Source organism: Actinomadura rudentiformis (assembly GCF_008923185.1).
Classification (GTDB): domain Bacteria; phylum Actinomycetota; class Actinomycetes; order Streptosporangiales; family Streptosporangiaceae; genus Spirillospora; species Spirillospora rudentiformis.
Genome location: NZ_WBMT01000020.1, coordinates 144,025 through 168,007 on the forward strand (window position 1 = coordinate 144,025; position 23,983 = coordinate 168,007).

A 23,983-nucleotide genomic window follows, 5' to 3' on the forward strand; every position below is an offset into this window, starting at 1 on the left:
GCGCCGCACGCGACGTTTCGTCGCCCTCCCGTGGGCGATCACTGCTAGATGGGCGCCAAGAAAAAGGGCAAAAAGGGCGCGGCGAAGGACGCGGTGAAGGATGCCGCCGAGCGCACGCCGTTCCGGGAGCTGCTGCGCTGCCCGCCGGGGCCGGTGGATCTGAGCGGGTTCGACACGGCGGCGACACCCGGCGCGCCCGGCGGCAAGTCCGCCACCCGCGACGCCATGACCGGCCTCGGGCAGCGCGTCGCCGAACTCCAGGAGCAGTTGTACGCATGCGCCCAGGTCGAAGGTGACCAGCGCAGGGTGCTGCTCGTTCTGCAGGGCATGGACACCTCGGGCAAGGGGGGCGTGGTCAAACACGTGGTGGGCGAGCTCAACCCCTACGGCTGCCAGGTGAAATCGTTCAAGGCTCCGACCAGGGAGGAGCTCAGCCACGATTTCCTGTGGCGGATCCGGAGGGCCTTGCCCCAGCCCGGCCATCTTGGCGTCTTCGACCGTTCGCACTACGAGGACGTGCTGATCGCCCGCGTGCGGGAACTGGTGCCGCGCCGCGTATGGGCGCGGCGCTACGGGACCATCAACCGGTTCGAGGAACGGCTGGCCTTGGATGACTGCACCATCGTGAAGTGCTTCCTCCACATCTCTTCGGAGAAGCAGAAGGAACGTCTCATGGCGCGGCTTGAGGACTCGACCAAGCACTGGAAGTACAACCCGCAGGACGTCGAGGAACGCCGGCGCTGGGATGAGTACCAGCAGGCGTACTCGGCCGTGCTGGAGAAGTGCAACACCGAGGCGGCCCCCTGGTACGTGATCCCGTCCGACCGCAAGTGGTACCGCAACTACGCGATCATGATGTTGCTGATGGAGGTGTGCGAGGGGCTCGGCCCGCACTGGCCTCCGGGTGACTTCGACCTCGAGTCCGAGAAGGCTCGTGTGGCCGGCTCATAGCCCCGCGCCCGCTGGGTAGCCTCGATGATTCGACCGATGATTCGACGGACGTGGACCTTGGGGGACCTTCGTGCTCACCGGATTCATGCAGCTGATCTCGTTCATCGGCAGCGCGGCGCTCTTCGTGCCACTGCTGGTGGTCGTCTTCTGGTGCGTGGACACCAGGCTGGGCGCCCGGCTGGCGGTGCTCATGTCGGTGAGCGGGCTGCTCAACAACGTTCTCAAGCTCACCTTCAATGAGCCCCGGCCGTTCTGGACCGACCCGTCCGTCACCGCGCACGAGGTGCGGGACTCGTTCGGCATGCCCTCGGGCCATGCGCAGAGTGCGGGGGCGCTCTACGGGTACCTGGCTCTCCGTTCGGTCCGCCGGGCCGTGTGGGCGATCGCGACCGTGATGGTGCTGATGATCGGCGTCTCGCGGGTCTACCTGGGCGTGCACTCGGTCGGCCAGGTTCTGGCGGGCTGGGCCATCGGGCTGACGCTGGCGGTGCTGGCCCTGTGGGGTGCGCCGCGACTGGTGCCGCTGTGGGCGCGGCAGCCGCTCATGTTCCAGTTCGCGCTCAGCCTGGCGGTGTCGGGGCTGTGCCTGGCGGCCTCCTGGACCGCCGTGCGTTCTCTGGACGGATGGCGGTGGCCCGAGCCCTGGGCTCGCGCGATCGTGGACGCGGGCGGCAGTCCCGAGCCGGTGAGCCAGTATGCGGGGGCCTCCGCGGCGGGCGCGCTGTTCGGAGTCCTCGCCGGACTCTCCTGCCTGAACGCGCGCGGCTGGTTCGAGACGGGAGGGGAGACCTGGCGGCGGCTGGCCCGGATCCCGGTCGGCGTCCTCGGAGTCGTGGTGATCTATGGGCTCGGGCTCCCGTTCGGCACCGCCGACCCGGTGCCCGGATTCGTGATCCAGGCGCTGCTGAGCCTGTGGGTGGCGGCCGGCGCGCCCGAGGCGTTCGTCCGGCTCGGGCTGGCCACCCGTTCCACCCCCCGCCCTCTCACCCGGCCGGGTGAGGAGCTCACGGAAACGCCGCTATAGACTCGGGCCATCATGGCTCCGCAGATCTCACCCAGCATCCTGTCCGCCGACTTCGCCAAGCTCGCCGACGACGTCGCGCTCATCTCCGACGCCGCCGACTGGGTGCACGTCGACGTGATGGACAACCACTTCGTGCCCAACCTGACCATCGGCCTGCCGGTGGTGGAGGCCCTGCTCAAGCACAGCGCGCTGCCGCTCGACTGCCACCTCATGATCGAGGATCCCGACCGCTGGGCGCCGCAGTACGCCGAGGCCGGCGCCGGGAGCGTCACCATCCACGCCGAGGCCGCCAAGGCGCCGGTCCGCACGCTGCGGACGATCCGGGCGGCCGGGGCGCGCGCCGGGCTGGGCATCAACCCGGCCACCCCCGTCGAGCCGTACGAGGACCTCCTCGGCGAGATCGACATGCTCCTCCTCATGACGGTCGAGCCGGGCTTCGGCGGGCAGAAGTTCCTCGACGTGGTGCTGCCCAAGGTGCGCCGAGCCCGGAAGATGATCGAGGGCCGCGACCTGTGGTTGCAGGTCGACGGCGGCGTGAGCGCCGAGACGATCGAGCGGTGCGCCGAGGCGGGCGCGGACGTCTTCGTCGCGGGCAACGCCGTCTACGGGGCCGACGACCCCGCCGAGGCGGTGCGGGCGCTCCGCGGCAAGGCCCAGCAGGCCACCGACTCCGCCGCATGGGCACTGTGATCCCCTGCTCGGCGGTCCTGTTCGACACCGACGGAACGCTCGTCGACTCGACCCCGCTGATCGAACGTGCCGCCCACGCCTGGGCCGGCGGCTACGGCATCGACGCGGAGGAGTTCCTGGCGGGCGCTCACGGCCGCCGTACCAGCGACCGGATCGCCGAGTTCCTGCCACCTCTGGAGGTCCGCGCGGCCACCGAACGCCTGGACGCCCTGGAGGCCGAGCTTCTCGCCGAGGGCGGCGTGGTGGCGCTGCCGGGCGTGCTGGATCTGCTGAACGCGATGAACGGCCTGCCCTGGGCCATCGTGACCTCGATGGACACCGGCCAGCTGCGAGCACGCACACAGATTGCCGGCGTGCCGCTGCCCGAGGTCATCGTGACCGCCGACGATGTCACGCACGGCAAGCCGGACCCCGAGGGCTACCTGCTGGCCGCCCGCCGCCTGGGGGTACCGCCAGAGGAGTGCGCCGTCATCGAGGACGCCCCCGCGGGCATCCGCGCGGGCAAGGCGGCCGGTGCCACCGTCATCGCCGTCACCACCAGCCACCCGTCCGGCGACCTGGCCGAGGCCGACCTGATCCTTCCCGACCTGGCATCGGTCAGAGCCACCCGGACCGGCTTGGTCCTGCCCGAAAACAACTGAGGAGGCGGCCGCAGCCGCAGTCGGCTGTCGGCTGGGGTCACTGGCGGGGGTCGCAGCTTGCGTGCCAGTCGGCTGGTACGAGGGACTTGAGCAGGTCGCGCAGGGCGAGCCGATCGCGTTCGGGGAGATCGAAGACCTCGTCCGCGCTGCGGGCGCTCTCGGCGAGGAGGGCAGCCCGCCTGCGCTCGCCCTCCTCGGTCAGCACGAGGTGTTTGACCCGTCTGTCGGCAGGGTCGGGCTGGCGCGTGACCAGGCCGCGTCGCTCCAGGCCGTCCACGATGCCGGTGACGTTGGAGGCGTCACAGGCCAGGACCTCCGCGAGGTCGCGCATGCGCGCGGAACCCTCCAGCGAGGCGAGCGCCTGCGCCTGCGTGGGCGGCAGGTCCAGCTCGGCGGCGGTACGGGTGAAACCCTCGCGCAGCCGCCCGGCGACCTGGAAGACGAGCTCCAGAAGCTCACGGCTGGTCGGGCTGCTCTCGGCGTGCATGTCTCCGATCATATGCAGCCGTTGGTGCACTCGAATGTTGAGGTACTCAAGTATTTCCTTTATGCTCCTCAAAGGTTGAGGTGCTCAACAATGTCGGATCCCAGGGAGTGCGGATGGTCACGGAGACACGGCGGGGGACGGGAGCGCGGCTGCGCGCCAGGTTCATCACGGTGGTGGCGACGGTGCTCGCCACGGTGGCGGTCTGGGCGGTCGCCGCGCTGGCGTTCGGGCAGGACGACCTCGTCGTCCAGCAGCCGGGCCGAGAGGCGATGGAACTCGGAGCCGGGCAGATGGTGTTCTTCTCGTTCGTTCCGGCTCTGCTGGGCTGGGCGTTCCTCGCGGTGCTGGAACGGTTCGTCCCGGCCCAGGCCCGGGTCGTCTGGACGGTCGTGGCCTCCGGCATCTTGGTGCTCTCGTTCGTGCCGGTACTGCAGGTCGAGGCCACCGACGGCACGAAGGTCACGCTCGCCCTGCTCCACCTGGTGGTCGGCGCAGTCCTCATTCCGGGCTTCTGGCGTACAGGGGGCAGGCCCGAGTGACGCATGGCGCCGGCGGCGGTCTCACCGCCGCCGGCGTGTGCGGGTCAGAAGAGCGGGCCGACGAGATTGAGTCCGGGGTGGGCGTCCGAGGCGTACAGGGCGAAGAGTCCGAGTGCGCCGCCCGCCAGTGACACGTCCTTGCTGAACTGGATCTGCTCCATCTGGCGCGTTTCGGGGTCGTCCTGCTTCCAGAAGTCATGGAAGAGGACCGCCGTCAGCACCAGGAACGGGACGAACGCCAGGGCGGCGAGGTCCGGCCAGATGCCCAGAATGAGCAGGACCGAGGCCACTCCGACGTAGACGCCGGAGACCTGCACCGCGAGCTTGGGCTGAGGGAGCTTCTTGCTGGCGGCGTAACCCGCCATGGCATCGGCCGATGTCAGGTGACCCATCGTGGCGCCGAGGAAGACGACCGTGAAGAGGATGCGGCCGATCAGTGCGATGACGTCCATCGATTCCTCCCGGAGGATCATCGTGTGCCCCTTTTACCCACGCTTTGCGATCGTTAACGCCGGAAGTTGAAGATTGAACGACGGATGATACAACCTAACGAGCGCTTGGTTGGCCAAATGTGGCCGTGGGCATCCTCACATACAGCGGGGAATGCAATGCATGGCACACTGGTTGCCAAGCAGTGAAACGCGTGCTCCGGGGTCGGTGAAATTCCGAACCGGCGGTGACAGTCCGCGACCCGGCCGAAGCCATCGGCCGGTTGACCCGGTGGAACTCCGGGACCGACGGTTAAAGTCCGGATGGGAGGCAGCGCGCTGTACGCCCCTGGATTCAGGGGCGCTGTGTTTCGTCGTACGTCCCCGGAGCCCCTATGCACAGGCATATGAGGAGGCCCGGGAGATGTTCACCGGCATCGTCGAGGAGCTCGGCGAGATCGAGGCCATCGAGTCCGTATCGGACTCGGTGAAGCTGACGATCCGCGGTCCGCTCGTCACCCAGGACGCCGTGCACGGCGCCTCGATCGCGGTCAACGGCGTCTGCCTCACGGTCGTCGACGTCAAGGACGAGACGTTCACCGCGGACGTCATCCAGGAGACCCTCGACAAGTCCAGCCTCGGCGCGCTGGAGCCCGGCTCGCGCGTCAACCTCGAACGTCCCGTGCGCCTGGCCGACCGCCTCGGCGGCCACCTGGTCCAGGGCCACGTGGACGGCGTCGGCCAGATCATCTCGCGTGAGCCGGGGGAGCGCTGGGACGTCGTCACGTTCTCGCTCCCCTCGCATCTGAGTCGCTACCTGGTCGACAAGGGCTCGATCACCATCGACGGCATCAGCCTCACCGTGGTCGAGGCGGGCGCCGACCGCTTCAGCGTGGCGCTCATCCCCACCACGCTCTCCCTCACCACGCTCGGCCACAAGAAGCCCGGCGACCCGGTCAATCTCGAGGTCGACGTGGTCGCCAAGTACGTGGAGCGCATGCTCGTGCCGGAGGCGCGCACTGGGCACAGCGGTGAGCGCCTCGGAGGCGCTGCGGCCGGTGGTGCCGCGTGAACTGGCTGAACGCGAGCTTCACGCTCTTCGGCGAGCACATTCTGTGGACCGATCTCATCGGCAACGCGCTCTCGCTCGCCGTCGTGTGGCTCGCCATGCGCAAGACCATCTGGACCTGGCCGGTGCAGCTGACCGGCGCCCTGCTGCTGCTCGCCGCGTCCTGGCACGCGGCGGCTCCCGGTAACGCGCTCAAGCAGGTGCTCTTCATCGGGCTGGCGCTCTTCGGCTGGTGGAGCTGGTCGCGCGGCAAACGTTCGGACCACGGGCTGGTGGTGCGCCAGGCGACGCTCCGCGAACGCCTCGTGCTGCTGGCCGCGCTGGCGATCGGCACCACGGTCGTGGCGCAGTTGTTCATCCACCTCGACTGGCTCAAGGTGGCCTGGTCCCCGTGGGCGAACGCCTACATCTTCGTCGGCAGCGCGGTCGCGACGTTCGCCCAGAGCCGCGCCCTGGTCGACTTCTGGATCATCTGGGTGCTCGTGGACCTGGTCGGGGTGCCGCTGGCGCTCAAGTCCGGGCTGTACGTCTCGGCGGCGGTCTACGGGATCTTCTTCGTCATGGTGATGGTCGGGTTGCGCAACTGGCTCCGGGAGGCCCGGGGCCAGGTGCGGACGAGCCCACGGAACAAGGCGGTGACCGCATGAGCGGCAGCGACAGCACGATCAGCAACGACGTGAGCAGCGACGACGTGATCAGTGACGACACGGCCGGCGACGACGTGATCAGCGACGTGGTCGGCGACAACGGGATCTTCGACTCGATCGAGGACGCGATCGCCGACATCGCGGCCGGCAAGCCGGTGGTGGTGGTCGACGACGAGGACCGCGAGAACGAGGGCGACATCATCTTCGCGGCGGCCAAGTCGACGCCCGAGCTCCTGGCGTTCACCATCCGCTACACCAGCGGTGTGATCTGCGTGCCGATGGAGGGTGCCGACCTCGACCGGCTGCAGATCCCGCTGATGACCGCGCAGAACAACGAGCGCATGCGCACCGCCTACACGGTCAGCGTCGACGCCCGCGACGGGGTGGCCACGGGGATCTCGGCGGCCGACCGCGCCAAGACGATCCGTACGCTGTGCGACTCGGCGACGGAACCGTACGAGCTGGTGCGGCCCGGTCACATCTTCCCCCTGCGCTACCACCCGGGTGGCGTGCTGCGCCGCCGTGGCCACACCGAGGCCTCGGTCGACCTCGCCCGGCTGGCCGGCCTGCACCCGTCCGGCGTCCTGGCCGAGGTGGTCAACGACGACGGCACCATGGCCCGCCTGCCCGAGCTCCAGGTGTTCGCCAAGGAGCACGGTCTCAAGCTGATCTCCATCGAGCAGCTCGTCGAATACCGCAAGCGCACCGAGTCGATGGTCCAGCGGGTCGTGGAGACCCGGCTGCCCAACCGCTTCGGCATGTGGCGCGCGGTGGGCTTCGCCAGCGCCATCGACGGCGGCGAGCACGTCGCCATGGTCTACGGCGACCTGAGTGACGGCGAGGACGTGCTGATCCGCGCCCACTCCGAGTGCCTCACCGGCGACGTGCTGCACTCCGACCGCTGCGACTGCGGCACCCAGCTGGACGCGGCCATGGAACGCATCAGCGCCGAGGGCCGCGGCGTCGTCCTCTACCTGCGCGGGCATGAGGGCCGGGGGATCGGCCTGCTGTCCAAGCTTCGGGCGTACGCGCTGCAGGACAACGGCTCCGACACCGTGGACGCCAACCTGGAGCTCGGCCTGCCCGCCGACGCGCGCGAGTACTCCAATGCCGCCCAGATGTTGCTCGACCTCGGCGTACGCTCGATCCGGGTGCTCACCAACAACCCGGCCAAGCTCCAGGGCCTGGCGGGCTTCGGCCTGGAGGTCCGGGGCAGGGAGCCCATGCCGGTCGTGGTGACCGAGCACAACCGCCGTTACCTGACGGTCAAGCGGGACCGTCTCGGACACCAGATCGAGGGCCTCTGATGAGCGGAGCAGGACGTCCCGAGGACCGTACCGTCGACGCCGGGGGCCTGACCCTCGGCATCGCCTGCACCCGCTGGCACGGGCAGATCACCGACCGCCTGCTCGAACGCGCCCTCGACGCCGCCAAGGCCTGCGGCGTCGCCGAACCGGTCGCGGTACGGGTCGCGGGGGCGCTGGAGCTCCCGGTCGTGGCCCAGCAGCTGGCCCGCGACCTCGACGCGGTCGTGGTCCTCGGCGCCGTGATCCGGGGCGAGACCGCCCATTTCGACTACGTGTGCGACTCGGTCACGGCCGGTGTGACCCGCGTCGCGCTCGATGAGGCGACTCCGGTGGGCAACGGGGTGCTCACATGTGACACCATTGAGCAGGCACTGGATCGCAGCGGGCTGCCCGACAGCCACGAAGACAAGGGATGGGAGGCGACTGTGGCCGCACTCGACACGGCTCTGACCCTGCGAGGTCTGCGGCATCACGGTCACGCCGGGCACGACGCGGAGCATCTGAGCTCCTGACCATCCCGGACTCCTGTACGACATCCCACCGAAAGGCTTCACCGTGCTGTCTCTCGTCCTGCCCAAGGGCTCACTCGAAAAGGCGACCCTTGAGCTGTTCGACGCCGCCGACCTGACCATCCGCCGGGCCTCGGACCGCGACTACCGCGCGCAGATCGACGATCCGCGCATCGACCGGGTGCGCGTGCTGCGCCCGCAGGAGATCCCGACCTACCTGGAGCAGGGTCTGTTCGACCTCGGCATCACCGGGCGCGACTGGATCACCGAGACCGACTCCGATGTCGTGAGCCTCGGCGAGCTGAAGTACTCCAAGGCCACCTCCAACCCGGTCCGCGTGATCATGGCGGTCCCGCACGACGCGCCGTGGCAGTCGGTCTCCGACCTGCCCGAGGGCGTGCGGATCTCCACCGAGTTCCCGGCGATGACCAAGCGCTTCCTGGAGCAGCACGGCGTCAAGGCCAAGGTCGTGCCCTCGTACGGCGCCACCGAGGCCAAGGTGCCCGACATCGTCGACGCGATCGTCGACCTGACCGAGACCGGCTCCTCCCTGCGCAAGAACGGCCTGCGCATCCTCGACACGCTGCTGACCAGCTACACCGAGCTGGTCGCCAACCGTGAGGCCTACGAGGACGCCGACAAGCGCGCCGCGATGGAGGACATCGCCCTGCTCCTGCAGGGCGCGATCCGCGCCCGCGGCAACGTGCTGCTCAAGCTCAACGTCGCGGCCACCGACCTGCAGGCGGTGCTCGACATCATGCCGTCGATGTCCTCGCCCACGGTCACCTCGCTCGCGGGCGGCGAGTCCAGCGCGGTGGAGAGCGTGGTCGCCAAGCGCGGCGTCAACACGCTCATCCCGGCGCTGAAGGCCGCCGGCGCCCACGACATCCTCGAGATCCCGATCTCCAAGATCGTTGACTGACGCGCCGGCTCTCCCGACCGTGTGGCGCCCCCGCACCACCCGGATCGTCGCCTACATCACGGCGGGCGCGATCGTGCTCGGCATGATCGTGCTCGCCGTGATGGTGGCGCCGCAGTTCAAGCTGTTCGACCGCATCCTCATCATCGTGTTCGGCCTGGTCGTCGCCTGGGTCCTGCACATGCTCGCCCGCTGCCACGTGGCCGCCGACGAGTCCGGCCTCACCGTCGTCAACGCCTTCCGCACCCGCCGCCTGGAGTGGCCGGAAGTCCTCGACGTGACCATGTCGGTCGGCGAGCCCTGGCCCACCCTTGACCTGGCCGACGGCACCTCCTTCGGCGCCATGGGCATCAACGGCACCGAAAAGGCCCTGGCCGCCCGCCAGCTGGCCGAGCTCCAAGCCCTGGTCCGCCAGCGCGGCGAAGCCCCCGACCCACAATGACCGGGATGCCCTGGTCCCGTCGGCTCGTCGCCCCGGCGGGCATGATCCAGACGGCCATGTGCCCATTAGACAGGTAGAGCCCTGCGTAGGATGGACCCAGGGCTTGTGCTTCTCTGACGCGATCCCGTTCCGTCAGCACGGCGAAGCAGAAAGTGACGACATGGGTGCTGCACCGCTGCCAGACTGGGTCATCCCCCCGCCGGGCGGTTTCACCGCCGATGAGTTCCTGAAGATGCGTGAGCTTCCCCGGCACACGGAGCTGATCGACGGGAGCCTCGTCTTCGTGAGCCCGCAGCAGAAGTGGCACAGTCGCGTGGTCGGCATGCTCACCAATGAGCTGGACCGGCAGGCACCTGAACACCTGAGAGCCGATCGGGAAATGGCGGTCCGGCTGGGCAAGCGGCAAGTGCCCGAGCCCGATGTGCTGGTGGTGACCGCCGAAGCATACGAGCGGGACGAGCCATCCACGTATTACTTCCCTGACGACCTCGTGCTGGTCGTCGAGGCGGTCTCACCGGAGTCTGAGGACCGCGATCGCGATACCAAGCCACGCAAGTACGCGGCGGCGGGGATCCGGCATTTCTGGCGCGTCGAGAACGACGAGGGCCGCACCGTCGTTTACGTGTACGAACGTGACCCCGCCACCGGCTGCTATGCCCCGAGCGGCATTCACCACGACCGCCTGAAGGTCTCCGTGCCCTTCGACATCGAGATCGACCTCAACGCCGTCGGTCGCCGCTAGCTCGAATCCTGCCGCGCGCCTGTTTGACTGTTATCGGTGACAGGTCCGTCCTGCGGTCGGGCGACACGTTCCTTGCGATTGTCCGCGAGTGTCGTGAAGGATCTGACCTTTCCTGAATCTCGGGAAAGGGTGGTTCGTGCAGGTGCGTGTCGGTCCGGGGCTCTAGGATCAGCGCCGTGACGTCGGGACAAAGGGTGGTGGACGGCCGGTTCGAGCTGGTCGATCGACTGGGCAGCGGGGGCATGGGCACGGTCTGGCGCGCCCGCGACCTGGCTCTGCATCGCGAGGTGGCGCTGAAGGAGGTGCGCCCGACCGGGTCGGACCCGGCCCGGGAGGACCCGGAGCTGGCGCGGAAGATGCGCGAGCGCGTGCTGCGGGAGGCACGGGCGCTCGCCCGGATCGACCACCCCAACGTGGTCCGCATCCACCACATCATCGACGAGCCCGACATGGACTATCCGTGGCTCGTCATGGAGCTGGTGCGTGGCGGCTCCCTCAGCGGGCGGCTGGCCGAGGGTGATCTGTCGCCTGCGGAGGCGGCGGTGATCGGCCGGGGTGTTCTGGGGGCGCTGCGGGCCGCGCATGAGGCGGGGATCTGCCATCGCGACGTCAAGCCCGCCAATGTGCTGCTGCGGACGGACGGCAGTCCGGTGCTGACGGATTTCGGGATCGCGGCCATCGATGAGGCGTCCCGGCTCACCATGACCGGTGGGCTGGCCGGGTCGCCCGAATACATCGCGCCGGAGCGGCTGCACGGCGAGGAGGGCAACCCGGCCTCCGATCTGTGGTCGCTCGGCATGCTGCTGTACGTCGCGGTCGAGGGGCACAGCCCCATGCGACGTCCCACCACGGCCGCCACGCTCGCCGCCGTTCTGCGTGCGCAGGTTCCGCCGCCGGTGCGGGCGGGGGCGTTGACCGGTGTGCTGCGGGCCGTGCTGGTCCCTGACCCGGCGGCGCGTCCCACGGCGGAGCAACTGGACCGCATGCTCGCCGAGGCCGCGGTCGGCCGTGGGACGACCACTCCCGAGCCGTTCGCGTTTCCGCCGCCTCCGGCGCCCGCTCCGCCCGCCGAGCCGCAGTTTCCGCACGGCCGTCCCACCGGGCCGGGTCTCGCGCAACCCACGGGCCAGGGGCTCGGGCACTCGACGGGCCCGGGGTTTCCGCCTCGCCGGTCGTCGCGGCGGCTCAACGTGGTCCTCATCGCTCTTCCCATCAGTGCGATCGCCCTGGCGGGGGTGCTGCTGCTCGCCGTGTTCGTGGTCTTCACCAACCTGTTCGACGGCGAACGGCAGGGGTCGGGGGCCGGCGAGGGGGACACGGACCGGAGCGGTGTGCCGAAACCGGTCGTGACGGTCAACCTCCTGAGCCCGGCCGGCATGCGCAAGGTGATCGCGGAGTTCGAGAAGGTCACCGGGAGCAAGAAATTCATGTCGCTCACGGTCTATCCCGAGTACGCGTTCGCCAAGGCGCCCCTGCGCGCCAACAAGAAGCTCTACGACGAGTACCGGTACCGGGACGGGCGGGCATCACGGCAGCGTGCCGGCGGCACGATCGGTTCCGACGACGGCCTCGTCGATCTCAGGACCTTCAACTGGAACAAGGTCCCGGTGCTCTTCCGCGAAGCGGAGAAGACCCTTGGCGTCACCAACCCGAAAACCCGGTACATCATCGTGAATCCGGCCTGGACCTTCTACGGCAAGAAGCCCGTCATGATGTTCTACCTGTCGGGCCCCTATGGTGGCGGCTACCTCGCCGCCAACCAGAAGGGCACGATCGTGCACCGGGTCAAGCAGGGCTGACGTCAGTCCACGTTGGCGCCGGGCGGCACGGGCGCGACGGTGAGGACGCCCGTGGTGCGGACGCCGAAGCCCCAGTTGAGCATCTTCATGGCGTCGGTGAAGCGGGCCTGCTCCCTGGTCGTCGAGCTGTTGAGGACCACGCCGATGAGGGTGCGCTTGCCGCGGCGGGCCGCGAACATCAGCGAGTAGCCCGCCAGGTCGGTCTTGCCGGTCTTGATCCCGATGGTGCCGCGGTACGAGCTCAGCAGCCGGTTGGTGTTGGTCCAGCGGTAGGCGCCGTGCCCGCCGCCCGCCTTGAGCGAGTAGGACCTCCGGGCGACGATCGCGCGGAACTCCTTGTTCTTCATCGCGTAGTCGGCGAGCTTGACCTGGTCGCGGGTGGTCGAGTTGGTCGCGGTCCCGGACGGCCAGGGGAGCCCGTCGAAGTTGGCGTACTTCGTCCGCGTCATCTTGAGCTGGCGGGCCGTCTTGTTCATCTTCGCGACGAAGCCCTTCCAGCCGGGGCCGTAGGCGTCGGCGAGGACATAGGCGGCGTCGCATCCGGACGGCAGCATCAGCGCGTTCAGCAGCTGGCGCACCGTGAGCCTGTCGCCCACCCGCAGCCAGGCCCGGCTCCCGTCGGACCTGGAGACGTAGTCGACGTGCTTCTTCTTGACCGTGATCTTCCGGTCGAGCTTGCCGGCGCGGATGACGACCATGGCGGTCATCACCTTGGTGATGCTGCCGATGGGGCGGCGGGTGTCGGCGGCGCGGGACCAGCGGGTCTTCCGGGTGCCGCTGTCGAAGAGATAGGCCGACTTGGCGGCGACGCCGCGCGGACCGGCGGCGGCCGAGGCGGGCGGCGCGGCCACAGCTGGAACCGACGCCGGCGACGCCTCTGCTGAGACCGGGATCGTGACGATCGGCGCGGTCACCACGACCGCGACCGTGGCACGCGTCGTCCAACGTGTTGTCGACCCCATGAATGCTCCCCGTTCACATTGGCCACATAGGCCCCGTAAGTGGCGAAAGGAGACTGCCAGCCCGGAGGCCGCCGCCGCAATGGGAATGATCAAATTGGCGGGATGAGGTCAGGAGGTGAGGAGGGCCAGGCGCTAGGAGACGGTTACGGGATGCCGGACGACCGCGCCGAAGAGGTAGCCGAGGGTGTTGTACGGGGCGATCGCGGGCTGTCCCACGCCGGTCTCGTCCACGGCGCGCGCAAGCAGCTCGTACCGTCCAGGAGCCTTGGGCCGCCAGGGGAACTCCCAGCGCACCCAGCCTCGCGAGGGCTGCGGTCCGTGTGTCCTGGCGCGATGCCAGGTCGCGCCAGCGTCCACGCTCACCTCGACCCGGCGGATCCGCCCGTTGGCCGACCAGGAGCGCCCGGTCAGCACGTGCGTGCGGTGGCCGGTGAGCTGCGCGTCCCACGGGAGCTCGAACGCGCTCTTCACGTTCATCCGGGTGAGCGGGGCGCTGCCCTCGGCAGGGTGATCCGGCCCGAACAGCCGGTAGAAGCGCGTGTTCCATGGCGAGAAGAGCGGCTTGTCCGACACCTCGATGTCGCCGAGCCACTTGATGGAGGCGATCCCCACCCACGACGGCACGACGAGGCGGACCGGGTGACCGTGGTCGGGAGCGAGCGGCGCGCCGTTCATCTCGTACGCGAGCAGCACGTCCTTGAGGGCCTTGGCGATCGGCAGGGGGCGGCGCACGCGTCCGAGGTTCTCGCCCTTGTCGACGTAGTCGGGGTCGAGGCCGCGGGGGAGGATGTCGACCGCCCGCCGGGTCAGCCCCGCGCGTTCGAGCACGGTGGAGAGCGGGACGCCGCGCCAGCGCGCGACGCCGACGGCGCCGAGCTTCCACGGTGTGCCAGAGACCTGCTGCCCCTGCTGCGAGGTGTAGAAGCTCCGGCCGTTGCCCGTGCACTCGATGAACGCGGTGACGGTCTCGGCGCGCAGCCCGAGCAGGTCCTCGTACGAGAACTCGACCGGGTGGCCGGCGTCCGGCGAGCCGCGCAGGCCGCTGCCCCACAGCTTCAGCCGCCACGTGCGCGCGTCGACGAGCGGCGTGGCGACGTGGTTGCGGGCGAAGAACCGGTCGACCGGCGTGTGCTGACCGGTGCCCTTGAACGCCTCCCAGCGGGTCTCGGCGTTCGTCCCGTGCGTGATGAACAGCTCTGGCGGCAACGGCTTGATGATGGGGCCGCCGACATGGGGAGTCGCCGCGTGCGCCGTGCGGGTTCCGGCGAACGCGGCGCCGAGGCTCACCCCGGCGGTGGCCCGCAACACCCCACGGCGTGAGATCCGTTGCTCTGCACGCACTCGCTCGTACGTGGCCTCGTCGGTGAGGTCGTGATCCATGGAGCGATCGTGGGTCACCCGTCCTCATAAAGTCAACTGTCCATGTAGGAAAAGTGAAGAGTTCGCCTCGAATCGGTGGTGGGTAGCCTGAGGGCGTGACGCGAATCGCGGCGAACGGCGCGCCAGAGGTCGAATCCGGCATCGAGTCTCCCGGCGACCTTCAACGGCTTCTGGACGAGCAGGCCTACCTGGCCGACGAGGGCCTTGCGACGGCGGGCTTCCTCGCGCTCCGGATGCGGCGGCCGTTGTTCCTGGAGGGGGAGGCGGGGGTCGGCAAGACGGCACTGGCCAAGGCGCTCGCGGCGGTCCTCGGTGCGCCGCTGATCCGCCTGCAGTGTTATGAGGGCCTGGACGCGGCGCAGGCGCTGTACGACTGGGACTTCCCGCGCCAGCTGCTCCATCTGCGCGCCGCTGAGGCGGCCGGGGTCGCCGACGTCGACCGGCTGGAGGGCGAGCTCTACGACCGGCGCTTCCTGCTCGCACGGCCGCTGCTGCAGGCGCTCGAGACCGTGCCGAGCGTGCTTCTCGTCGATGAGATCGACCGCGCCGACGACGAGTTCGAGGCGTTCCTGCTGGAGGTGCTGAGCGACTTCACCATCTCGGTCCCCGAACTCGGGACCGTGCGGGCCGAGGTGCCGCCGGTGGTGGTCGTCACCTCCAACCGCACCCGCGAGGTGCATGACGCCCTCAAGCGCCGCTGCCTCTACCACTGGCTGGAGCACCCCTCCTACGAGCGCGAGGTCGCGATCATCCGGCGGCGCCTGCCCGGCGCCGCCGAGCGGCTGGCCAGCCAGGTGGCGCGGGCGGCGCAGCAACTGCGGGCCCAGCCGGCCGGTGGAGCTCTGCTCAAGCCGCCCGGGGTCGCCGAGAGCCTGGACTGGACCGAGGCCCTGGTCGCGCTCGGCGCCCGCGAGCTCGATCCCGCGACGGCGGCGGTCACGCTGGGCGCGGTGCTGAAGTACCGCGAGGATCAGGAACGGGTCGTCAAGAACGGCCTGGCCGCCCTCATCGACGGAGGGTGAGGGCGGCACGCATGCGGGACGGCACTGAGACGATCATCGGCTTCGCCCGTACGGTGCGCGCGGCGGGCGGCCCCGCCGACACCGAACGGGTCCAGGCGATGCTGGGCGCGCTCGACCATCTGGACGTGCTCGATCCGGCCGACGTCTACTGGGCCGGCCGGTTCACGCTGTGCGCCGACCCCGAGGACATCGCCCGCTACGACCGTTGCTTCGCCGCCTACTTCGGCGGTCGCACGGCCCGTTCCGGACGCCGCGTTCCACCGCCCGCCGTCCGGCGCCACATGGTGGTCCCCAGCCCGCGGACGTCCGCCGGAGAGGAGCGGGCGACGGACGTGCGCCTGGCCACAGCCAGCGGTGTGGAGGTGCTGCGCAACCGCGACGTCGCGAAGCTCAACGCCGCCGAGCGCGCCGAGGTCAACCGGCTCATCGCGCTCCTGGCCGCAGCGGCCGAGCAGCGCCGGTCCCGCCGCTTCGAACCGGCGGCCGGCGGCCGCCTCGATCCCGCCCGTACCATCCGCGAGGTGTTGCGCCGCGGCGGGGAGATCTCGGCGCTGCGCCACCGTGCCCACCGGACGAGGCCGCGCCGCGTGGTGCTCCTCATCGACGTCAGCGGCTCGATGAGCCCGTACGCCGACGCCCTGCTGCGCTTCGCGCACGCCGCCGCCCGCGCCGGAGGCCGGGGCGTCGAGGTGTTCAGCGCCGGAACGCGCCTGACCCGCCTCACCCGGGAGTTGCGGCACCGCGACCCCGACACCGCGATGGCGGCCGCGTCCGCCGCGATCCCCGACTGGAGCGGCGGCACGCGGCTGGGGGAGGAGCTCAGGGAGTTCCTCGACCGGTTCGGGCAACGCGGCCTGGCCCGGGGCGCGGTCGTGGTCATCGCCTCGGACGGCTGGGAACGCGGCGACGCCGGGCTGCTCGGCGCCCAGATGGCACGGCTGCACCGGCTCGCCCACCGCGTGGTGTGGGCCAACCCGCATAAGGCCAGGCCCGGCTACGAGCCGCTGGCCGCCGGGATGGCGGCCGCCCTCCCGTACATCGACGATTTCACCTCCGGGCACAGCCTTGGCGCGCTCGAGGATTTGGCCCGGCTGATAGGCGGCGCCCCATCGGCGGCGAAGCCGCCTCCTACGCGCTCCGGGGGGCGTGGGGGGTCGTCCCCCCTCGAAGAAAGGAGCGCTAATGCGCGACGTGCTTGATGACATTGTGCGCTGGTACGAGACGGGCGAGACGTTCGGCCTGGCCACGGTCGTCAACACCTTCCGCAGCGCGCCGCGGCCGCCGGGCGCGGCGATGGCCGTGTCGGCGTCCGGCGAGGTGGCGGGCAGCGTGTCCGGCGGGTGCGTCGAGGGCGCCGTGTACGAGCTGGCCCAGTCGGTCATCGGATCCGGCGAGCCGGTGCTGCGGCGGTACGGCGTGAGCGATGACGACGCGTTCGCGGTGGGCCTCACCTGCGGCGGCATTCTGGACATCCTCGTCGAGCCGGTCGGGCCCGCGTCCTTCCCGGAGTTCGGGGCCGTCGCCGCGTCCATCGCGGCGCGCGAGCCCGTCGCGGTCGCGACCGTGGTCGCCGGGCCGGGCCAGATCGGCGCGCGCCGGATCGTGTGGCCCGATCGCGCCGCCGGGTCGCTGGCGCCGGGCGCCTCGTACGCCGGCCGGCTGGACGACGCGGTCGACGACGACGCGCGCGGCATGCTCGCGCAGGGCCTGACGGGGCAGCGGCACTACGGGCGGGAGGGGGAGCGGCGGCTCGACGAGCTCACGGTGTTCGTGCACAGCTTCGCGCCACCGCCGCACCTGCTGGTCTTCGGCGCGATCGACTTCGCCGCGGCGGTGGCGCGGATCGGCAAGTTCCTCGGCTACCACGTGACGGTCTGCGACGCGCGGGGGGTGTTCGCGACGCCCAAGCGGTTCCCCGACGCCGACGAGGTCGTGGTCAAGTGGCCGCACAAGTTCCTCGGTGAGATCGAGGTGGACGCGCGGACGGCGATCTGCGTCCTCACCCACGATCCGAAGTTCGACGTTCCGCTGCTGGAGGTCGCCCTGCGCACCCCAGCGGGCTACATCGGGGCCATGGGGTCGCGGCGCACCCACGACGATCGGCTGAAGCGGCTCCGCGAGGCCGGGCTCGGCGACGCCGAGCTGGCACGGCTGCGGTCGCCGATCGGGCTCGACCTCGGTGCCCGCACGCCCGAGGAGACGGCCGTCTCGATCGCGGCGGAGCTGATCCAGCTGAGATGGGGAGGATCCGGGCGGCCGCTGACCGACACCAGCGGCAGGATCCACGGCGAAACGGGGTAGGAGGCCGTAATCTCTCGAGATGACCTTGCATGGTGAGGTGCCTCCGGCCGGTTTGCTGCTGGCCGCGGGAGAGGGCAGCCGGCTCGGCCGGCCCAAGGCGCTGGTGGAGCTCGGCGGCGAACGCCTGGTCGACCGGGGTGTGCGCGTGTTGCGGGAGGCGGGCTGCTCGCCGGTGGTCGTGGTGACCGGCGCCGCCGAGCTGGAGGTCATGGGCGCGGTCGTGGTGACCAATCCCGGCTGGCGCACCGGCATGGGGTCCTCGCTGCGCATCGGGCTGGGCGAGCTGCCTCCCACCTGCCCCGCCGTCGTGGTGACGCTGGTCGACCAGCCACGGATCACCACTGCGGCCGTGCGGCGCCTGATCGAGGCGTACGACGGCGGCGCGCAGGTCGCGGTCGCCACGTACGGCGGCAAGCCGCGCAACCCGGTGCTCTTCGTCCGCGCCCATTTCTCGGCGGTCGCGGAGACCGCCGAGGGGGATGTGGGCGCCCGGCCCTTCCTGCGCTCCCATGCCGACCTGGTGACCCCCGTGCCCTGCGAGGACGTCGCGGCGCCCGACGACATCGACACCCCCGAAGATCTGGCGGCCTTCTCCGACTGAGGCCGGCTGAGGAGGCCTTCGCCGGTTGAGGAAACCGAGCACGCCGGATCATCCGCCCACGCGTTGACATACCTTTGTTTTATAAATAGCTTTGCTTTGCAAGCAAAACTGACCGGTTCCCGGGGCTGACCCCGGTGCTGGACCGGCTGCGCCGCGAGCACGTCGCCGTGGCCCGGGTGAAGGACGACATCAAGGCACTGCTCGACGAGCTGGACACCGCCGACCCCGGCCGGTTCCTGGCCGAGCTCGACCGGATGACCAATGAGTTGGAGGCGCATTTCGCGTACGAGGAGAAGGAGCTGGTCGCGGTGCTCAACACGCTCACCCCCGATGAGATCGGCCGTCCCCCGGAAGCCTGAAGCCCTTGCCTGGGCGGCCGTTCGGTGTTAGCAGGAATCATGAGCATCGTTCACCTGCCGCGGCGGGCCGTGTTGCTCGGGCTGCCTGCGGCGGGGCTCGCCACCGCGTGCCGGCGCGGCTCCGCGGACAAGGCCGAGAGCGCGCTGACGCGCGACGAGGAGCGCAGCCTGAAGACGTTGCGGCTGATCGACCCGGATCACCCGCTCTTCGCGATGACGCTGTACGGGCCGTACGACCCGCTGCGGCAGACGACGGCGCTCGCCCCGATCTCCCGGCCGTTCGCCTGCTCGTTGTTCCTCGCCGGGCACGGGTCGCGCGGGCCGCTGTTCGGCCGGAACTTCGACTGGGGGCCGAACCCTGCGCTGCTCCTCACCGCCAAGCCGCCCAACGCTCCGGCGTCCCTTTCACTGGTGGACATCTCCTACCTCGGCATCGACCAGGGCGCGGCCAAGCGGCTTCTCGGGGACGACGAGCTGCGCCGCATGATGCTGAAGGCGGTCGGCATCCCGTTCGACGGCGTCAACCAGCACGGTCTGGCGGTCGGGATGGCCGCGGTGGACTCGGCGAAGGCACCGAAGGTGCCCGGCGGCCCCGTGGTGGGCAGCGCCCGCATCCAGCGGCTCGCTCTCGACCAGGCACGGACCGTGGACGAGGCGGTCGCCGTCTTCCGTCGTTACAACGTGAACTTCGCCGAGGGCGAGCCGCCGCTGCACTACCTGCTGGCCGACGCGCGCGGCAAGGCGGCGGCCATCGAGTTCGTGGACGGGGAGATGAAGGTGATCCCGAGCACGGGCGACTGGCACGACATGGTCAACTTCGTGCTCTCGACCGCGGACGAACGCCAGCGGCAGGCGGACGACCGGTACCGGACGATCGCTGACCGGATGCGCCGCACCGGAGGGCGGCTCGATCCCGCAGGCGCGATGGATCTGCTCTCCAAGGTGGCGCAGAGGCACACCCGCTGGTCGGCGGTGTACGAGCTACGGCACGGCGAGATGAGCCTCGCGCTGGGACGCGACTACCGGCGGATCCACCGCGTCAAGCTCGCGTCCTGACCAGGAGCCGTTCGGGACGCCGGACGAGGTGGCCGGTCGTCCAGGGAACGTCGGCGGCCGGCGTGACGAGCGCGAGGTCGGGCAGCCGTTCGACAAGCGCCGAGAGCGCCTCCTGCAGCTCCATCCGGGCCAGGTTGGCGCCCAGGCAGTAGTGCGCGCCGCGTCCGAACGCGATGTGTCCCGTGCCCTCGCGGCCGGGGCGGTACTCCTGCGGGTCCGGGAAGACCTCCGGGTCGTGGTTGGCGGCCAGCGGCGGCGACAGCACCGCCTGGCCCTTCCGGACGACGCCGCACGAGAGCTCGACGTCCTCCTTGGCGACCCGGGGCAGGCCCGCGTCGCCCGGCACCTCCATCCGGAGCAGTTCCTCCACGGCGTGCTCGACCATCGCGGGCGACTCGACCAGCGCCTCGTACCGTTCACGGGGTTCGAGCAGCCGCAGCAACCCCCGGCTCAGCACCGAGGCGGTGGTCTCGTGACCGGCGGCGACCAGCGTCATCGCGATGCGGGTCAGCTCATCGTCGTTGAGCCGGTCGTTGCCGTCCTCGTCCCGGGCCTGGATGAGCGCGGCGATCAACCCGTCGCCGGGCGCCGCGCGGTGCGCCGTGATGAGCTCGGCCATGTAGACGGCGAACGCGAACGCCGACTCGATACGTTGGTCAGGCGTCAGCGCGGCCGTGGACAGCAGGTCGTCTGACCAGCCCCGGACACGCTCGGTGTCGATGCCCTCGACGCCCATGATGTCGCAGATCACCTGGATCGGCAGCGGGAAGGCCAGCGCCTCCACGACGTCGACCGGACCCTGCTGCGCGAGCATGCCGTCGATCAGCTCGTTCGCGATGGTGCGCACCCGCGGCCGCCACGCCGTGATCTGCCGGGGTGTGAACGTGCCCGACAGCAGCCGCCGGAGCCGCGTGTGCCGGGGCGGGTCCATGTTCAGCATCTGCTCGGGGTCGCTGGAGACGTCCATCCCGGACACCATGCGGGGAGCCCCCGGGTAGTTGAGCTCCCGGGTGAAGCGCGGGTCCGACAGGATCGTGACGACGTCCTCGTACCGCACCGCCATGATCGCGCTGTCGCCGCTCGGCAGCCGGACGGGGCCGAGCGGCTCCTCCCGGTGACGCCGGGCGAACTCGGCGGGCAGGCGTCCTTGCGGACCGGGCGTGAACGGCACGAGCGCTGGTTCGGTCACGCCGGGACCATAACCGCGCCGCCCCTGCCCGAGAAACCCCTACACCCAATCGTGATCATGGTCCGTGGTGGCAGAATGGATCACCCGCCGACCACCTCTCGGAGGTCACCGTGCCGAAGCCGCGCCCCGCCTACCTCGACGAGCCGCGCACGACGACGATGCTCAAGCGGGGGAGCGCGTTCCATGTGGCGATCTTCAAACTCACCGGTGGTCTGATCGGCCGCCGGTTCCGGATGCAGGGGCAGATCCGCAACGCGCCGCCGGTCTGCCTGCTGACCACGATCGGCCGCAAGTCCGGCACGCACCGGACCGTGCCGCTGCTCTACCTCAAGGACGGCGAGCGGGTGATCATGGTGGCCTCACAGGGAGGCATGCCGCGCCACCCGCTCTGGTACCTCAATCTGCGGGCCAACCCGAACGTGCTGGTGCAGATCGGCCGCCACCGCCGTCCCATGCGCGCCCGTACCGCCGACGAGCATGAACGCGCCGAGCTGTGGCCCCGCCTGGTCGAGATGTATCCGCCGTATGACGACTACCAGTCGTGGACCGACCGCGAGATCCCGGTGGTCATCCTCGAACCCGTCTAAGCCCTGCCCCGAAGCGAAGTAGGCCCTGCCCTGAAGTAGGCCCAGCCCTGAAGCGAGAGGTGGATCGCTGCGGGCTCATGCTCGCGGCGCCGGCAAAGAGCGATGGTGCTATTCCGGGAGAACGCTCTCGTCCAGCGCGCCGCAGTCGACCGCGCGGCGCAGCCGGGCGGTGAGCGCCTTGATGGTGGCCGGCTCGTCGAGCACGCCGTCGTCGGCGCTCGCGGCCTGCTCGTGCCAGGCTCGCACGCGGCCGATCACCTCGTCCACGCCGCTCAGGTGGAAGGCATAGACGGCGGCGTAACGGCTCGGCAGGTGCGCCGGGTGCAGGTCCCAGCCCTGGTAGAAGCCGTGCTTCAGTGAGTGCCGGACGTGCGCCGCGTGCACCGACCAGGCGTGGTTGACCTCGTCCGGGCCGTCGTTGCGCGGGATGACGTTGGTCGAGCCGTCCGACAGGCGCACGCCGGTGCCGGCCAGCGAGACCTGCATGGCGTGCCGGGCGAAGTCGCAGGCCGGATGGTCGAGACGCTGCTCGGCGGGCGGCAGGCCGACGGCCGCGGTGTAGTCGAAGACCCCGAAGTGGGCGGCCGCCATGCGCCCCCGGGCCGCCTCGACGATCGCGCGCAGCCCGAAGCGTCCCTGGTGGTCGATGACCGCCTCGGTGGTCTCGATCTGGACCTCGAACCGCAGGATGCCCTCGGGCAGGCCGAGCGCGGTCTCCAGCCGCTCCAGATAGTCCACGAAGATCACGACATGCTCGGCCATGACCACCTTGGGGAAGGTGATGGTGAAGCCACCGGGCAGCCGGCCGAGCCGGTCCCGCAGCGCGGTGAGGAAGCCGTCGAGCGTCTTCATCGCGCGCTCGTGGCCGCCGTCGGCGAACGACTTGACCCGCAGCCCCCAGTAGTGGGGGAGGCCCTTGGCGTTGTAGGCGGTGGCGACGGCCTCGACCACCTGGGCGATGTGGCCGTCCTCCTCCTCGTCGGACCGGGTGCCGTAGCCGTCCTCGAAGTCGATCCGCACGTCCTCGATCGGCTCGCTCGCCAGCTTGGCGGCCACGCGTTCCCGCACCAGCCCGGCGATCTCCGGCTCGATGCCGAACGCGGTGCCGAACGAGCCCGCGCCGGGGGTGTGGGTGTTGAGCAGCCGGAGCGCCTCGGCCCCGAAGTCGGCGGGGGTCGAGCGGGAGAACCGGTCGGCCGGCACGTAGACGGTGTGGACCGGCTGCCGTCCCGAGGGCGGCCCCGGGAAGTGCACGGCGTGCTCGGCGGAGACGGCGGCCACGCGCTCGGACAGATCGTCGATCGAGGTAACGCTCAGGTTCACCCCGCAATGATCCCCCAAGATCCGGCTCTCTGGGAACCGGTCATCGGCGGCCGCGCGTCCGCCGGCTCATGAGCCGCGGACGCCCCAGGATCCGGTGTGCCGGGCGCCGGGTTTGAGGTCGATGAGGTCGATGCCGGTGGCGAAGGCGTTCGGCGGGCACGTCATCGGTTCCACGCCCAGGCCCTGGCGGCGGATCCCGGCGGGGATCGTGTCGGCGGTGAAGACCTCCAGCCAGGGGTGCGCGGCGTCCATCCAGCACGAGGTGGTCCGGCGGGAACCGGCGAGGTGGACCCAGGCCAGGCCGTCGGACTCACGGGTCAGCCCGGTGAAGGCGTTGTCGATCTTCTGGTCGCCCAGGACGCGCCCCTCGCGCAGGTCGTACGGGGTGCCGGTGACCTGCCGGGGCGGCCCGTCCGGGATCATGCGGTCGTTCACGGGGAGGTAGCGGCCGGCCGGGACGGTCACGGTGCAGGCGTCGATCGGCTCGCCCGCCGTGAGGTACGGATGGGCGCCGTGGCCGTACGGGGCGGTGCGCGACCCCGCGTTGGACGCGGTGATCCGGACGGTGAGGCCGCGGTCGGGGTGGAGCGAGTAGTCGGCCTCCAGATCGAGACGGAACGGGTAGCCGGCCGAGCCCAGCAGCCGGTGGGTGAGCGTCACCCCGTCCGGACGCCGCTCGGAGAGCTTCCAGGGCGACCAGCGCACCAGCCCGTGGATCGCGCCGCCGAGCGCGGGATCGGAGAGGTCCAGCTGGTGATCTTCGCCGTCGTAGGAGTACCGGCCGCGGTCGACCCGGTTGGGCCAGGGGATCAGCAACTGGCCGAACGCGGCCGGGGCGGCCTCGTCGGCGCCGTGCGTGAGGATCAGCGCGTTCCCGTGGTGGGTCAGGGTGCGCAGGGCCGCGCCCGCCTCGGTGACGACGGCGCGGTACGGCCCGGCGCTGATCTCGTACTGGGCCCCGGTGATCGGCTCGCTCATGATCGGAAACCTACCCGGCCGGGTCCCGGCG

At 70.4% G+C, this 23,983-nt stretch carries 27 protein-coding genes and 1 riboswitch; of the genes, 20 read left to right on the top strand and 7 right to left on the bottom strand.

Annotation, left to right across the window (positions count from 1 at the left end):
• The first annotated feature begins 48 nt into the window (after positions 1-48).
• The 4 genes from F8566_RS36305 (at position 49) to F8566_RS36320 (ending at position 3,306) form a co-directional block, all read left to right on the top strand.
• On the top strand, positions 49-951 hold the full coding sequence (locus tag F8566_RS36305) for a PPK2 family polyphosphate kinase (RefSeq protein ID WP_151566400.1): 903 nt from the start codon (positions 49-51) through the stop codon (positions 949-951).
• A gap of 70 nt (positions 952-1,021) precedes the next feature.
• On the top strand, positions 1,022-1,975 hold the full coding sequence (locus F8566_RS36310; protein ID WP_151566401.1) for a phosphatase PAP2 family protein: 954 nt from the start codon (positions 1,022-1,024) through the stop codon (positions 1,973-1,975).
• A 12-nt stretch (positions 1,976-1,987) separates the two neighbouring features.
• Positions 1,988-2,665 carry a ribulose-phosphate 3-epimerase gene (gene rpe, locus F8566_RS36315; RefSeq protein WP_151566402.1) on the top strand — a complete coding sequence of 226 codons (678 nt, stop codon included), beginning with the start codon at positions 1,988-1,990 and terminating at the stop codon, positions 2,663-2,665.
• Positions 2,653-3,306: an HAD-IA family hydrolase gene (locus F8566_RS36320; RefSeq protein WP_151566403.1), complete on the top strand. Its 654-nt coding sequence runs from the start codon at positions 2,653-2,655 to the stop codon at positions 3,304-3,306. The genes rpe and F8566_RS36320 overlap by 13 nt, the downstream gene beginning before the upstream one ends.
• Before the next feature lie 37 nt (positions 3,307-3,343).
• Here F8566_RS36320 and F8566_RS36325 read toward each other — a convergent pair whose 3' ends face one another.
• Positions 3,344-3,793: a MarR family winged helix-turn-helix transcriptional regulator gene (locus tag F8566_RS36325; protein ID WP_151566404.1), complete on the bottom strand. Its 450-nt coding sequence runs from the start codon at positions 3,791-3,793 to the stop codon at positions 3,344-3,346.
• 113 nt (positions 3,794-3,906) lie between these two features.
• Here F8566_RS36325 and F8566_RS36330 point away from each other — a divergent pair, with 113 nt between their 5' ends.
• Positions 3,907-4,332, top strand: a complete 426-nt coding sequence (locus tag F8566_RS36330) for a DUF6069 family protein (protein ID WP_151566405.1) — start codon at positions 3,907-3,909, stop codon at positions 4,330-4,332.
• Between the two features lie 44 nt (positions 4,333-4,376).
• Here the strand turns inward: F8566_RS36330 and F8566_RS36335 are convergent, their stop codons facing one another.
• Positions 4,377-4,805 (bottom strand): DoxX family protein, encoded by a 429-nt coding sequence (locus F8566_RS36335; protein ID WP_225993821.1) that lies wholly within the window; start codon positions 4,803-4,805, stop codon positions 4,377-4,379.
• Between the two features lie 166 nt (positions 4,806-4,971).
• Positions 4,972-5,102, top strand: a riboswitch (FMN riboswitch).
• 82 nt (positions 5,103-5,184) lie between these two features.
• Between F8566_RS36335 and F8566_RS36340 the strand changes: the two genes are divergently transcribed.
• The 8 genes from F8566_RS36340 to F8566_RS36375 all read left to right on the top strand — a co-directional run bounded on the left by F8566_RS36340 (position 5,185) and on the right by F8566_RS36375 (position 12,194).
• Positions 5,185-5,832, top strand: a complete 648-nt coding sequence (locus tag F8566_RS36340) for a riboflavin synthase (RefSeq protein WP_151566406.1) — start codon at positions 5,185-5,187, stop codon at positions 5,830-5,832.
• Positions 5,829-6,476, top strand: coding sequence for a nicotinamide riboside transporter PnuC (gene pnuC, locus F8566_RS36345; protein WP_151566407.1), 648 nt, complete (start codon positions 5,829-5,831; stop codon positions 6,474-6,476). The genes F8566_RS36340 and pnuC overlap by 4 nt, the downstream gene beginning before the upstream one ends.
• Positions 6,473-7,783: a bifunctional 3,4-dihydroxy-2-butanone-4-phosphate synthase/GTP cyclohydrolase II gene (locus tag F8566_RS36350; protein WP_151566408.1), complete on the top strand. Its 1,311-nt coding sequence runs from the start codon at positions 6,473-6,475 to the stop codon at positions 7,781-7,783. Before pnuC ends, F8566_RS36350 begins: the two co-directional genes overlap by 4 nt.
• Entirely contained in the window at positions 7,783-8,295 is a 513-nt protein-coding gene (gene ribH, locus F8566_RS36355) for a 6,7-dimethyl-8-ribityllumazine synthase (RefSeq protein ID WP_151566409.1), read from the top strand. The genes F8566_RS36350 and ribH overlap by 1 nt, the downstream gene beginning before the upstream one ends.
• A 43-nt stretch (positions 8,296-8,338) precedes the next feature.
• Positions 8,339-9,214 (top strand): ATP phosphoribosyltransferase, encoded by an 876-nt coding sequence (gene hisG, locus F8566_RS36360; RefSeq protein ID WP_151566410.1) that lies wholly within the window; start codon positions 8,339-8,341, stop codon positions 9,212-9,214.
• A complete protein-coding gene (locus F8566_RS36365; protein WP_225993822.1) occupies positions 9,207-9,653 on the top strand; it encodes a PH domain-containing protein in 447 nt (148 codons plus the stop codon). Before hisG ends, F8566_RS36365 begins: the two co-directional genes overlap by 8 nt.
• A 160-nt stretch (positions 9,654-9,813) precedes the next feature.
• Positions 9,814-10,395 carry a Uma2 family endonuclease gene (locus F8566_RS36370; protein ID WP_151566411.1) on the top strand — a complete coding sequence of 194 codons (582 nt, stop codon included), beginning with the start codon at positions 9,814-9,816 and terminating at the stop codon, positions 10,393-10,395.
• 176 nt (positions 10,396-10,571) lie between these two features.
• Positions 10,572-12,194, top strand: coding sequence for a serine/threonine-protein kinase (locus F8566_RS36375; RefSeq protein ID WP_225993823.1), 1,623 nt, complete (start codon positions 10,572-10,574; stop codon positions 12,192-12,194).
• 2 nt (positions 12,195-12,196) lie between these two features.
• Here the strand turns inward: F8566_RS36375 and F8566_RS36380 are convergent, their stop codons facing one another.
• Together F8566_RS36380 and F8566_RS36385 are read right to left on the bottom strand one after the other, a co-directional pair.
• Positions 12,197-13,156: a D-alanyl-D-alanine carboxypeptidase family protein gene (locus F8566_RS36380; RefSeq protein WP_151566412.1), complete on the bottom strand. Its 960-nt coding sequence runs from the start codon at positions 13,154-13,156 to the stop codon at positions 12,197-12,199.
• 132 nt (positions 13,157-13,288) lie between these two features.
• Positions 13,289-14,536, bottom strand: coding sequence for a sulfite oxidase (locus F8566_RS36385; protein WP_151566413.1), 1,248 nt, complete (start codon positions 14,534-14,536; stop codon positions 13,289-13,291).
• A gap of 104 nt (positions 14,537-14,640) precedes the next feature.
• Here F8566_RS36385 and F8566_RS36390 point away from each other — a divergent pair, with 104 nt between their 5' ends.
• From F8566_RS36390 to F8566_RS36415, 6 genes are all read left to right on the top strand, one after another.
• Positions 14,641-15,558, top strand: a complete 918-nt coding sequence (locus F8566_RS36390) for an AAA family ATPase (protein WP_225993838.1) — start codon at positions 14,641-14,643, stop codon at positions 15,556-15,558.
• Positions 15,559-15,569: 11 nt separating this feature from the next.
• Positions 15,570-16,757 carry a vWA domain-containing protein gene (locus F8566_RS36395; protein ID WP_151566414.1) on the top strand — a complete coding sequence of 396 codons (1,188 nt, stop codon included), beginning with the start codon at positions 15,570-15,572 and terminating at the stop codon, positions 16,755-16,757.
• Complete coding sequence (locus tag F8566_RS36400; RefSeq protein ID WP_151566415.1) at positions 16,741-17,859, top strand: XdhC family protein; 1,119 nt, start codon at positions 16,741-16,743, stop codon at positions 17,857-17,859. The genes F8566_RS36395 and F8566_RS36400 overlap by 17 nt, the downstream gene beginning before the upstream one ends.
• Before the next feature lie 19 nt (positions 17,860-17,878).
• A complete protein-coding gene (locus tag F8566_RS36405) occupies positions 17,879-18,460 on the top strand; it encodes a nucleotidyltransferase family protein (protein ID WP_151566416.1) in 582 nt (193 codons plus the stop codon).
• Between the two features lie 125 nt (positions 18,461-18,585).
• Complete coding sequence (locus F8566_RS36410; RefSeq protein ID WP_151566417.1) at positions 18,586-18,819, top strand: hemerythrin domain-containing protein; 234 nt, start codon at positions 18,586-18,588, stop codon at positions 18,817-18,819.
• 39 nt (positions 18,820-18,858) lie between these two features.
• A complete protein-coding gene (locus F8566_RS36415; protein ID WP_151566418.1) occupies positions 18,859-19,875 on the top strand; it encodes a carcinine hydrolase/isopenicillin-N N-acyltransferase family protein in 1,017 nt (338 codons plus the stop codon).
• Here F8566_RS36415 and F8566_RS36420 read toward each other — a convergent pair.
• Positions 19,859-21,064, bottom strand: coding sequence for a cytochrome P450 (locus F8566_RS36420; RefSeq protein WP_151566419.1), 1,206 nt, complete (start codon positions 21,062-21,064; stop codon positions 19,859-19,861). The genes F8566_RS36415 and F8566_RS36420 overlap by 17 nt on opposite strands.
• 110 nt (positions 21,065-21,174) lie before the next feature.
• Between F8566_RS36420 and F8566_RS36425 the strand changes: the two genes are divergently transcribed.
• Entirely contained in the window at positions 21,175-21,651 is a 477-nt protein-coding gene (locus tag F8566_RS36425) for a nitroreductase family deazaflavin-dependent oxidoreductase (RefSeq protein ID WP_225993824.1), read from the top strand.
• 108 nt (positions 21,652-21,759) lie between these two features.
• On the opposite strand, the gene F8566_RS36430 is transcribed toward F8566_RS36425, so the two are convergent.
• Together F8566_RS36430 and F8566_RS36435 are read right to left on the bottom strand one after the other, a co-directional pair.
• Positions 21,760-22,974, bottom strand: coding sequence for a DUF6986 family protein (locus F8566_RS36430; RefSeq protein WP_151566420.1), 1,215 nt, complete (start codon positions 22,972-22,974; stop codon positions 21,760-21,762).
• Between the two features lie 66 nt (positions 22,975-23,040).
• On the bottom strand, positions 23,041-23,952 hold the full coding sequence (locus F8566_RS36435; RefSeq protein WP_151566421.1) for an aldose 1-epimerase family protein: 912 nt from the start codon (positions 23,950-23,952) through the stop codon (positions 23,041-23,043).
• Positions 23,953-23,983: the final 31 nt, after the last annotated feature.